Genomic DNA, 11620 nt, shown 5'->3' with positions numbered 1-11620 from the left:
TCCAGCCACTGGGCCCGAATGACCGACTCTTCGCCCTTTTCGTAACCTTTGACCTACGCTCCCGGCATGTACGACGGCGGGCTCGTCCAGTGGATCGGCAAGCTCATGCGAGGGCCCGTCCCCAGCCCGTGACGGGCAGCGGGCTCACGGCCAGGACCGGCGCCGCCGGCGAGCCGTGCCGGTGCCCGCAGGGCTCGAAGACCAGAACCACCGGCTGCCCCGGACGCTGACGCCAGGAGATGCGTTCCGGGGCGCCCTCGCACACCGGGCAGCACGGCAGCGGACCCGGCCGACCCGTCGGACTCAACGTGCCCGTCGGGCTCAGCGGGTGCGGCTCCGGCCGGTACTTCCGGTACTCGGGGGCGGCCGCGAGCTGCGTGGAGTGCGGATCGCTCATGGAGACTCCCTGGTCGTGCGGTTGGACTGATCGCACTGTGCCATGGACGTGCCCCTTTGCGCACGGGTGAATCCTCCCGTGTTCCGGCGATGTTCCGGCAGGTCAGAGCTGTGCGCCCCGGGCTCCTGACACCCCTCCCCGCGGACGCGGCGCTCAGCGCGACCCCTCGGCGACCTCCACCACGCCCGATTCGTACGCGGCGATGACCGCCTGGGCCCGGTCGCGGACGCCCAGCTTGCCGAAGATGCCGGTGATGTGGTTCTTGACCGTGGAGACGCTGATGTCCAGGTCCGCGGCGATCTCCGCGTTGTCGAGTCCGGTGGCCAGCAGCCGCCAGATCTCCCGCTCCCGCGGTGTGAGTCCGGCCGGGACTCCTGCCGTCTGCCGGGCGGGCCGCACGGGGACCCGTACGTACGTGGAGATCAGCCGGGTCAGCAGGCGCGGCGCCACCGCGGCCTCACCGGTGTGGACGGTGCGGATCGCCGCGGTCAGCTCCTCCGGGGAGACGTCCTTGGGCAGGAACCCGTAGGCTCCGGCGCGCAGGGCGGCGACCACGTACTCGTCCATGTCGAAGGTGCTCAGCGCCAGGACCCGGCACTCCGGCAGCAGCCCGGACAGTTTCCCGGTGGCCTCGACCCCGTCCAGGACCGGCATCCGGATGTCCATGACGACCACGTCGGGGCGCAGCCGCTCCGCGAGGGCGACCGCCTCGGCGCCGTCCCCGGCCTCGCCGACGACCTCGAACTCCGGTTCGGGGGCCAGGATCAGGGCCAGGCCCCGCCGGACGAGCGGCTGGTCGTCGGCAATGAGCACACGGATCATCGGCGTTCTTCCTCTCCCTCTCCCCCGGGCGCATCCGGCCCGTGCGGCACCGGCAGGCGCGCCGCCACCCGGAATCCGCCGTCGTCGAGGGCGGCCGCCTCCAGGGTGCCGCCCTGCAGGGCGACCCGTTCTCGCATTCCGATCAGACCGTAGCCGGAAACCGGAGCCGGCCGCGAAGGCGCCGGCCGGTTCCCCGCACCGTCGTCGCGGACCTCCACCGTCACCTCGTCCGGACCATACGTCAGCCGTACGTGGGCCCGGGCCTGCCGCCCGGCGTGCTTGCGGGTGTTGGTCAGCGACTCCTGCACGATGCGGAACACCGTCAGGCCGAGGGCCGGCGGCAGCGGGCGGACCGGCCCGTCGACGGTGAACCCGGTCTCCAGGCCGCCGAGCCTGGCTTCGGCGACGATCCGGTCCAGGTCGCCGGTGCCGGGCTGCGGGGCCGGCGGGGTGCGCTCCGGTTCCTCCCCCGCCCGGAGCACGTCGAGCAACTGCCTCATCTCGCGCAGCGCCATCCGCCCGGAACCCTCCAGGGTGACCAGGGCCTCGCGGGCCGTCTCCGGGTCGTGCGCGAGGTTGGCCCGCGCCCCGCCGGCCATCAGCTGCATGGTGGTGATGTGGTGCGCCACGATGTCGTGCAGTTCGCGGGCGATGCGGCGGCGCTCCTCGGCCACCGCCCGCTCGGCCAGCAGGATGCGCTTGGCCTCGGTCTCCTGATGCCAGCGACGCGTCAGCAGCGCGGCGGCGACGACGAGGAGGGCGGCGACCGTGTTGCCGAGCAGGCCCATGAACCCGGTCGTCCCGCCGTAGCCGCTGCCGACCACCGTCAGCGGCACGGCCGCCAGGGCGGCCGCCGCCGTGACCGCCGGGCCGCGCACGCGGGCCACGGAGTAGAGCGCGACGGTCACTCCCGCGGAGAAGTGCGGGCCCTGTGACGTGATCAGGTTCAGCGCCGCGCCCAGGGCGAGGACGGCGCAGAGCACGGCAATCGGCCTGACCCGCCGGGCCAGCAGGCAGGGCGCGGTCAGGACCACCAGGACGAGGGCGGACACGGTGAGGGGCCGACCGCCCTCGGCCGCACCGAACGCATAGCCGACCATGTCGACGACAACGGCGGCGATGGCGACGAGCGCGTCGTTGCGGGTCCAGTTCGGGGCCCCGATCCCGTTCAGGGCCCGGACCCCGTTCAAGATCCGGGCCCCGCTCAAGGCCCGGGCCCCGTTCGCGCCCTGCGCCGGCGCGCTCCCGCCCGCCCCGTCGTCCGTTTTGATCATCGGCATATTCCATCTTCCCATCGGGCGGCCCGCGGATTGCGGGCCCCGAGGAGGAGTGCGGACCAGGACCTGAGTCCTGGTCGGGGGGCCCGCACCGGTCCCCGGTCCCGGGCGCGGGCTCCTCCCGGGACCTGACGTTTCGTGACGCGGCCGGTGATGAGCTGGTGAGCAGGCCGGGGACCCCCGGCCGCCGCCCCCGTTACGGAGGACTCCTTGATCCGCGCCCTGACCGCCTTCGCCACCCGAAGTCCATGGAAGGTCATAGCCCTCTGGGCGGTACTGGGCATCGCCCTGACGATCCTCGGCCAGGCTCTGGTCTTCCGCGCCACGCAGACGAGCACCGGCGCGTTCCTTCCGGCCTCCTACGATTCGGCGGCCGCGCTCAAGGTCGCCGAGGAACACTTCGGGGTCGAGCCCGACGCCAACCCTCTGACCGTGCTGGTGGCCCGCGCCGACGGTGCGCCGCTGACCGCCGCCGACGAGCGGCGGATCGACGCCGAGGCGGCGAAGCTGACCCGGCAGCGGATCGTCATGCCGCGGCCCGAGGACGTCCCGCCCTTCCTGGTGCAGGACCGTTCCCAGCTGCCCCGGATCAGCCCGGCGATGACGGCCCCGGACCGGAGCTTTCGGCTGCTGTCGGTCGAGTTGACCGGCAATCCCATGGATCCCGGAATGCAGGACCTGTACCGGGCGTTCCGGGACCACACCCGGGCCGAGTTCGCGGAGGCGGGCCTGCGGACCGGGTTCACCGCCGGACTCGCGGACACCGTGGACACCGCCGACGCGGAGGAGACCCGGTCGAAGATCGTGGGCGCCGTGATGGTCGCGGTGATCGTACTGCTGCACGTGCTGGTGTTCCGCAGTGTTCTGGCGGCTTTGCTGCCCCTGGTCGCCGTCAGCATCATCGGCGGAGCGGCGGCCGGGGTCGTGGTCGGTACCGCGCTGCTGACCGGCATCGAACTCGACGCATCCACACCCCAGTTGATCAGTGTGGTGCTGGTGGGCATCGGCATCGACTACTTCCTCTTCCTGCTCTTCCGCTTCCGCGAGCACCTGCGCAAGCACCCGGAGCAGTCGGGCCGGGCCGCGGCGGCCGAGGTCGCCGGCCGGGTCGGTACGGCGATCACCTGTGCGGCGCTGACCATCGTCGCCGCGTTCTCCACCCTCGCGGTGGCCACCTTCGGCCAGTTCCGGGTGCTGGGCCCGGCCATCGCCGTGTCCGTACTGGTGATGCTGCTCGGCAGCCTGACCCTGATGCCGGCCGTCCTCGCGGTCACCGGCCGCAGGATGTTCTGGCCCTCGCGGGCTCTGAAGCGGGAGCCCCGCCAGGGCGTGGCCGCGCGGACGGGCAACCTGGTGGCGCGGCGCCCGCTGACCCTGGTCCTCGCCTCGGTGGCCCTGCTGGGGGCGCTGGCCGCGGGGTTGGTCGGGATGCGGGTGGACTACGGGCAGAGCAGCGCGGGCGGGGAGCGTACGGCTTCGGCGGCCACCGAGGCCGAGATCGCCCGCGCGCTGCCCGCCGGGGTGTCGGATCCGGCCGGCGTGTTCGTGACCGCCTCGGACGGGGGCACGCTGACGGCCGAGCGCCTCGGTGGACTCTCCCGCGCGCTGGCTTCGGTCGACGGGGTGGGCCGGGTGGCACCGACGGTGCTGAGCAAGGATCGCCGGGCGGCCCGCATCGACCTGTTCCCGACCGCCGATGCGCACGGACAGGAGGCCCGCGACCTGGTCTCCGGACCCGTCCGGGAGACGGTGGCCGCGCACCGGCCCAGCGGTACCGAGGCACATGTCGGCGGTACGGCGGCGATCTTCTCCGACATCGCGTCCGCCGTGGACAAGGACCTGAAGGTGGTCTTCCCGGTGGCGGCGGCGCTGATCGCGCTGATCCTGTTCCTGCTGCTGCGGAGCCTGCTCGCGCCCCTCGTGCTGATGCTCGCGGTGGGGCTGGGCTTCGCGGCCACGCTGGGTGCCTCGACGCTGGTGTTCCAGCACGCGGCGGGCCGTCCGGGCGTGGACTTCTCGCTGCCGCTGGTGCTGTTCCTGTTCGTGGTCGCGCTGGGCACCGACTACAACATCCTGATCACCGACCGGATCAGGGAGGAGATGGACCGGCCCGGTCCGGCCCGTGCGGCCGTGGCCCGGGCCGTGCGCCACACGGCGCCCGCCATCGCGACCGCGGGCCTGGTGCTGGCGTTCTCCTTCGGGAGCCTGGCAGCGAGTCAGGGCTCCGCGACCCAACAGATCGGCTTCGCCACGGGCCTCGGGATCCTGCTCTCCGCGTTCGTGCTGTCGATCGTGCTGGTGCCGGCGCTGGCCGCACTGCTGGGCCGGTCCCTGTGGTGGCCGGTCAGGCAGCGCCCGTGTTCCGAGAAGTCGGTGCCGGGCGGCGGCACGCACCGGGAGCCCGAGCGGGTCATGACCGGCTGAGCCGCCGGCCCGGCCGGCGGGGGCCGGTGCGCGAAGCCCCGTGGAACGGGCTTCGCGCACTGGCCCCCGCACGCTCACGCCAGCTTGTCCACCTCGGGGTGCTCGGCCAGCCAGGCGCGGACGGCCTGCTGTTCCTTGCCCTTGCCCGATTCCTGGATCCTGGCTTCCAGACCGGTGAGCTGGGCCTCCGTCAGCTTGAAGGAGCTCAGCCACTGGGCGACCTGCGGTTCGTCGGCCGCGAAGTCCTTGCGGGCGACGTTGTGGATGCCGTCGCCCTTGCCCCAGGCGCCCTGGGGGTCCGCGAGCTTCGTCAGCTCGTAGGAGGCGTACGCCCAGTGCGGCGACCAGAGGACGACCGCGACGGGCTCCTTCTTCTCGTAGGCCCGCTTGAGCTCGGCGAGCATGCCCGGGGTCGATCCGTCGACGACCTTGTACTCCCCGTCGAGCCCGTACTGCGGCAGCACCTTGTCCTTGAGGATCCCCATCGCGCCGGCGCTGGGCTCGATGCCGATGATCCGGCCCTTGAACTCCCCCGACTTCCCCTTCAGGTCGGCGAGGGTCTTGACGTCCTTCATGTAGGAGGGGACGGCCAGCTCGATCGAAGTCGGCCCGTACCAGGTACCGAGGTCGTCGAGCTTGTTGCCGTACTTCTTCCAGTACTCGGACTGCGTGGTCGGCAGCCAGGCATCGGTCTGGAAGTCGACCTGCCCGCCGGCGAGCCCGGTGAAGAGCGCGCCGAGTTCCAGCTGCTTGGCCTCGACCTGGAAGCCGCGGCGCTCCAGGAGCTCCTTCCACAGGAAGGTGGAGGCGATGCCCTCGTCCCACGGGATGTAGCCGATGCTGAGCTTGCGCCCCTTGCCGATGTTCTCGACCCCGGCCCCGCCCACCGCGTTGACCTGCGATTTCCCGGAGTCTCCGAAGATTCCGAGGCCGCCCGCGACCAGGGACAGCACCACGGCCGAGGCCACGGCGAAGACGGGCTGCGGGCGGTGGCTCCACACCTTGGCGGTGCCGGTGGCTGCGGAGCGGGCCTTCGCGAGGGCGCGGCGGCCGAGCGGGGAGACCTGACGGCCCAGCGCCCCGGTCATCCGGTCCAGGTACATGGCGAGGATGACGATGGAGATGCCGGCCTCGAAGCCGAGGCCGATGTCCACGCTGCCGATGGCCCGGTAGACGGCGCCGCCGAGGCCGCCGCCGCCGACCATGCCGGCGATGACCACCATGGACAGGCCGAGCATGATGACCTGGTTGATGCCCGCCATGATGGTGGGCAGCGCCAGCGGGAGCTGGACCCGGACGAGGGTGTCGCGCGGGGTGGTGCCGAAGGCGTCGGCGGCTTCGACGAGTTCGGCGTCGACCTGGCGGATGCCGAGCTCGGTCATCCGGACGCCGGGCGCCAGCGAGAAGATGATCGTGGCGATGATGCCGGGCACCACGCCCACCCCGAAGAAGATGATGCCGGGGATGAGGTAGACCATGGCCGGCATGGTCTGCATGAAGTCCAGGACGGGCTTCAGGGTGGCGCTGACCTTGTCGGAGCGCGAGGCCCAGATGCCCAGCGGGATCGCGAAGAGAAGCGTCACCAGGGTGGCGACCAGGACCAGCGCGAGCGTGGACATGGCCTCGGGCCACAGGGCGACGGAGTCGACCAGGGCGAAGCCGGCGAAGGCGAGCAGGGCGGCGAGCAGACCGCGCAGCCACCAGGCGGCGACGGCGAGGATGCCGGCGAGCAGCAGGGGGTTCGGCGCGGACAGGACGGCTTCGATGCCGTCGTAGAGCCCGGTGACGAGCGCGGCGATGGCGTCGAACAGCCAGGACAGGTGGCTCTGGAGGAAGTCGACACCGCTGTCGACCCAGGATCCGAGGTTCAGGCGGGGCATCAGGCAGCCACCTCCGCGCAGTCCAGCGGGGCGCGTCGCTCGTCGCCGATGAAGGCGACGAGGCGGCCCTGCGGGACGGAGCCGAGGACGGAGCCGTCCTCGGCGGTGACGGCGACGTCGTGCGGGACGCGGGCGCTGACGGCGCACACGTCGGCGAGCGGGGTCCCGGCGGAGACGGTGGGGCAGCCGCAGTCCGGCCGGCCGCCGGTGGCGCCGGTCATGACGGCGTCGGCCGTCAGCACCCGCGAGCGGTCCACGTCCTGGATGAACGAGGCGACGTACTCGTCGGCGGGGCGGGTGAGGATGTCCTCGGCCGTGCCCTGCTGGACGATGCGGCCGTCGCGCATGACGGCGATGGAGTCGCCGAGCCGCATGGCCTCGTTGAGGTCGTGCGTGATGAAGACGATGGTCTTGCCCAGGCTCTTCTGGAGTTCGAGCAGCTGGTCCTGCATGTCGCGGCGGATCAGCGGGTCGAGCGCGCTGAAGGACTCGTCCATCAGCAGCAGGTCGGCGTCGGTGGCCAGGGCGCGGGCCAGGCCCACGCGCTGCTGCATGCCGCCGGAGAGCTCGTCGGGCCAGGACTTCTCCCAGCCGCCGAGCCCGCACAGGGCCAGCGCTTCGGCGGCCCTCCGGTCGCGCTCGGCCCGGGGGACGCCCTGGACCTCCAGGCCGTAGCCGGCGTTCTCCAGCACGTCGCGGTGCGGGAACAGGGCGAAGTGCTGGAAGACCATGCTGATCTTGGTGGAGCGTACGCGGCGCATCTCGGCCGGCGAGAGTGCAGTGAGGTCCTCGCCGTCGAAGAGGATCCGGCCCGCGGTGGGCGCCAGCAGGCCGTTGAGCATGCGCAGCAAGGTGGACTTGCCCGAGCCCGACAGACCCATGACGACGAAGATCTGGCCGGGCTCGACGCGGAACGAGGCGTCGATCACCGCCGCCGTCGTTCCCTCGGCGCGCAGCTCGTCGCGGTCGGTCGCGCCGCTTTCGAGCGCGCGGACCGCCTTCGCGACGGCCGCGCCGTTGTCGGGTCCTTTACCGAACACCTTGTACACATGCTCGGCTGTGAGCGTGGACACATACACCTCAAGGGTCGTACCGGAAACGGCCCACCGGCGTGCGTGCGGCCGGCGGGCCGTGGAGCGCGACGGGATCCGCCCGTCACCCGTGCGTCCCGGCCGCTGTCGGCCGGCGGACGGGTCCGCTCCAGCCGCGCTACTGCCCGCGCTTAACCCTTGCAAACGGTGAAGTGAGTCATGTCACTTACGCTACGTCGCCACCCGCGCCCGCGGCTGCGCCCGTGCAGTCGGATTCCGCTTGCTGCGGGGCCCCGGCTCCGGCCGACTCCGTGGACCCCTCTGCGGACCCCTCTGCGGACCGCTCCGGGTCGGCGAGCATCGAGGCCCGCAGGTGCGCGAGCACCCGGGTCAGGAGGCGCGAGACCTGCATCTGCGAGATGCCGAGGGCAGCTCCGATCTGGGCCTGGGTGAGCTCCTCGCCGAAGCGCATCGACAGCATGCGGCGCTCGCGGTCGCTGAGGCGTTCCAGCAGCGGCGCCAGGGTCTGGATGTCCTCGACGCGCTCCAACGCCGGCTCCTCGGCCCCCATCGTCTCGGCGAGGCTGTGGCCCTCGGTGCGGCCGTCGGCGCGCTCGGAACCCGGGGCGTCGAGGGAGCCGCTGGTGTGGCCGTTGGCGGCGACGAGCCCCTCGATGACCTCTTCCTCGGTGAGCGAGAGGTGCGCGGCGAGGTCCCGGGCCGTCGGCGGCCGGTCGAGGAGCGCGGTCAGCTCCTCCTTCGCCTTGGCCAGGTCGATGCGCAGCTCCTGGAGCCGGCGCGGGACGCGGACCGCCCAACTGGTGTCGCGGAAGTGCCGCTTGATCTCCCCGGTGATGTACGGCATGGCGAGGGAGGCGAACTCCACCTCACGGGCCGGGTCGAACCGGTCGATGGCCTTGATCAGGCCGATGGTGCCGACCTGGAGGAGGTCCTCGAGGTCGCCTCCGTCTCCGCGTCCGCGAAAGGGCCGCATCGCGAACCGGACGAGCGAGATGTTCATCTCGATGAGGGTCTCGCGGACGTACCGGTACTCGGGGGTGCCCTCGTCGAGCTCGTGGAGCCGGCGGAAGAAGAGCCGCGTCAGCTCGCGCGCGTCCGCGGGGGCCACCTCGCGGGGCTCCGCGATCCGGGGCGGGAGCACCGTGGCCGCGGGCTCTGCGCCGGCGGCGGGGCCGGTGGCTCTGCCACCGGAGTCCGGGGCTCTGCCGGCGGCGGGGCCCGGGAGGGGGCCGGCGAGCCGGCCGGCGCAGGGGCCGGGGCGGGCACCGGTGCGGGGGCCGGGCAGGGAGCCGGTGCGGGGTCCGGGAAGGGGGCCGGTCCGGGGTCCGGGAAGGGCACCGGGAAAGGCACTGGGAAGGGGGCCGGCGGTATGGGAGAACGGGGTGGGCATCGGCACGGGGTCGCTCCTTGGGCTGGTCGGCTTGCGGCGCGTGACCTTGATGGGCGTACACCCTAGCCGGTTCCGGATCCCTTCCCCACTTCCCTTCCTCCGTGATCAACCAGCCGGAGCCCGGCCGCATTTGCAGTGGGGCCCCGTTCCGGTCGCACATCGGCCGTCCGGCCGCAGTCTCCTCGGCCGTCCGGTCAATTCCCTCCGGCGACGGGCCCGGTGGCGGCTGCCGAACCGGCTCCCGGGGCGGTTCCCGAGGTCGTGCGGAGCGCCCGGACGAGGGCGTCGATTCCTGCCTCGGCCTTGGAGCGCGGGCAGCCCACGTCGAGGCGCACGAAGCCCGTACCTTCGGGCCCGTAGGCGGTTCCCGGCATGATCGCCACCTTCTCGGTATGAATCAGCTCACGTGGGAGCGCCTCGTCGCACACCGCGAGGGGCCGGAGATCGATCCAGGCGAGGTAGCCGGCCTCGGGGGGGCTGCCAGTCGAGCTCGGGGAAGGCCCGCGCCAGGCGCTCCCGCACCCTGTCCAGGTTCTCGGCGACGTACGCGGTGAGGGCGTCGAACCACGGTCCGCCGTCGCGGTAGGCGGCGATGCCCTTGTCCTCACGCGCCAGGCCCAGCCGAATCGCCATCGCGAAGAGGACCGGAAGGAACTTGAAGGCCGGCAGGGGGCCCCAATCCCTAAGGCCTGATTCCTCCCGCGCGGGCCCGGGCGGGCCATGTGCGGGCCCGGGCGGGGCTCTTGTGCGGAGCTTGTGAAGGCAGCACTCTGAGCGGACGACTCAGGGGGGTCCAATTTCATGATCATGCGATCGCACTTATTGCGGCGGTACGGAGCCGCGCTCGCACTCGCCTCGGCGCTCGCGCTCGGGGTTGACACCGGGGCCTCGGCCGCAGCCCCGCCGGAGGGGGTGATCCTGTACGCCGGAGCTCCCGGAGCCGTCGGCGACAGCTACCTCGTCCTGCTGGACCCGGCGCGCGCGGGTTCCCGTACGGACCGGGGCCGGGCCGTGGTCGAACGGTTCGGCGGCACGGTCGACCGGACGTACGACGCGGCCGTCAACGGGTTCTCCGTCCGGATGACGGAACGCCAGGCCCGGCGGCTCGCGGCCGATCCGGCCGTGACCACGGTCGCGCAGGACCGGAAGCTGCGCCTCGACTCCACCCAGCCGACCCCGCCGTCCTGGGGCCTGGACCGGATCGACCAGCGCAGGCGGCCGCTGAACAACGCCTACACGTACTCCACTTCGGCGGGTGTGGGGGTGACCGCGTACGTCATCGACACCGGAATCAACATCAGCCACAAGGACTTCGGCGGGCGTGCCCGGTACGGCTACGACGCGATCGACAAGGATTCCGTGGCCGAGGACATGCACGGGCACGGAACGCACGTGGCCGGGACGCTCGCGGGCACCACCTTCGGGGTGGCCAAGCGGGCGAAGGTGGTGGCCGTCCGGGTCCTCGACTGGAACGGGGAGGGCACGACCGCGCAGGTGGTCGCCGGCATCGACTGGGTGACCCGCCACGCGGTGAAGCCGGCCGTGGCGAACATGAGCCTGGGCGGTGACCCGGACAGTGTCCTGGACGCCGCCGTGCGGGGTTCCATCGCCTCCGGCATCACCTACACGGTGGCTGCGGGCAACCAGGACAAGGACGCCTCGGGACACTCGCCGGCCCGGGTTTCCCAGGCGCTGACGGTCGGGGCGGTGGGCGCCCGCGACGCGCGCTCCTCCTACTCCAACTTCGGTTCGCTGGTGGACCTGTTCGCCCCCGGCGACTCCATCACCTCGGCGGTGTACTGGGATGACGAGTGGAGCACCCAGATGTCGGGGACCTCGATGGCCTCCCCGCACGTCGCGGGCGCGGCGGCGATCTACCTGTCCCTCAACCGCACCGCCACCCCGGCCCAGGTGGCGAGCTACCTGAAGGCCAAGGCGACCACCGGGGCGGTGCTCGACCGCGGCCCCGGCTCCCCGGACCGCGCCCTCTACATGGGCAGCGCGCCGAACCGGGTCGTCGCCAAACGCTTCTCCAACAGCAAGAACTACGCGGTCGGGGACCTGCAGACCATCAGGTCCCCGATCACGGTCAGCGAGGTGGCGGGCCGCGCCCCCTCCAAGCTGGACGTGGAGGTGTCCGTCAAGCACCCGGACTCCGGGACCCTACGGATCGACCTGATCGCTCCCGACGGGTCGGTGTACCCGATCAAGGACGAGTACACCGACTGGGGCGAGAGCGACCTCGTCGGGCTGTACACGGTCGACGCCTCCTCGGAGACGGCGGCCGGGGTGTGGAGACTGCGCGTGTTCGACGCCTTCGCCGGGAACACCGGGTACCTGGACTGGTGGGCGCTGCGATTCTGAACGGCGCGGTCCTG

The 11620-nt window shown here is 72.3% G+C and carries 7 protein-coding genes and 2 pseudogenes; 2 read left to right on the top strand and 7 right to left on the bottom strand.

Annotated features, from left to right (window positions below):
* Positions 1 to 103: 103 nt before the first annotated feature.
* From AC3IYI_RS36780 to AC3IYI_RS36770, 3 genes are all read right to left on the bottom strand, one after another.
* Positions 104 to 397, bottom strand: a complete 294-nt coding sequence (locus AC3IYI_RS36780; RefSeq protein WP_489407760.1) for a hypothetical protein — start codon at positions 395 to 397, stop codon at positions 104 to 106.
* Positions 398 to 550: 153 nt separating this feature from the next.
* A complete protein-coding gene (locus AC3IYI_RS36775) occupies positions 551 to 1219 on the bottom strand; it encodes a response regulator (protein WP_489407759.1) in 669 nt (222 codons plus the stop codon).
* Complete coding sequence (locus AC3IYI_RS36770; RefSeq protein ID WP_489407758.1) at positions 1216 to 2493, bottom strand: sensor histidine kinase; 1278 nt, start codon at positions 2491 to 2493, stop codon at positions 1216 to 1218. Before AC3IYI_RS36770 ends, AC3IYI_RS36775 begins: the two co-directional genes overlap by 4 nt.
* A 213-nt stretch (positions 2494 to 2706) precedes the next feature.
* On the opposite strand from AC3IYI_RS36770, the gene AC3IYI_RS36765 reads away from it, so the two are divergent.
* Positions 2707 to 4920, top strand: a complete 2214-nt coding sequence (locus AC3IYI_RS36765) for an MMPL family transporter (protein WP_489407757.1) — start codon at positions 2707 to 2709, stop codon at positions 4918 to 4920.
* 74 nt (positions 4921 to 4994) lie between these two features.
* Here AC3IYI_RS36765 and AC3IYI_RS36760 read toward each other — a convergent pair whose 3' ends face one another.
* From AC3IYI_RS36760 to AC3IYI_RS36745, 4 genes and pseudogenes are all read right to left on the bottom strand, one after another.
* Positions 4995 to 6800 (bottom strand): ABC transporter permease/substrate binding protein, encoded by a 1806-nt coding sequence (locus tag AC3IYI_RS36760; RefSeq protein ID WP_489407756.1) that lies wholly within the window; start codon positions 6798 to 6800, stop codon positions 4995 to 4997.
* Positions 6800 to 7873: a quaternary amine ABC transporter ATP-binding protein gene (locus AC3IYI_RS36755; RefSeq protein WP_489407755.1), complete on the bottom strand. Its 1074-nt coding sequence runs from the start codon at positions 7871 to 7873 to the stop codon at positions 6800 to 6802. Before AC3IYI_RS36755 ends, AC3IYI_RS36760 begins: the two co-directional genes overlap by 1 nt.
* A 307-nt stretch (positions 7874 to 8180) precedes the next feature.
* Positions 8181 to 8993: pseudogene (locus tag AC3IYI_RS36750) on the bottom strand (SigB/SigF/SigG family RNA polymerase sigma factor); the annotation flags it as partial.
* A gap of 443 nt (positions 8994 to 9436) precedes the next feature.
* A pseudogene (locus tag AC3IYI_RS36745) lies at positions 9437 to 9836 on the bottom strand (aminotransferase class I/II-fold pyridoxal phosphate-dependent enzyme); the annotation flags it as partial.
* A gap of 207 nt (positions 9837 to 10043) precedes the next feature.
* On the opposite strand from AC3IYI_RS36745, the gene AC3IYI_RS36740 reads away from it, so the two are divergent.
* On the top strand, positions 10044 to 11606 hold the full coding sequence (locus tag AC3IYI_RS36740) for a S8 family peptidase (RefSeq protein ID WP_489407754.1): 1563 nt from the start codon (positions 10044 to 10046) through the stop codon (positions 11604 to 11606).
* The last annotated feature ends 14 nt before the right edge of the window (positions 11607 to 11620 follow it).

It is taken from the genome of Streptomyces sp. GL_148, from assembly GCF_057834205.1.
Note: the sequence above shows the minus strand (reverse complement) of the source record. Positions and strands in the feature narration are given on the sequence as shown.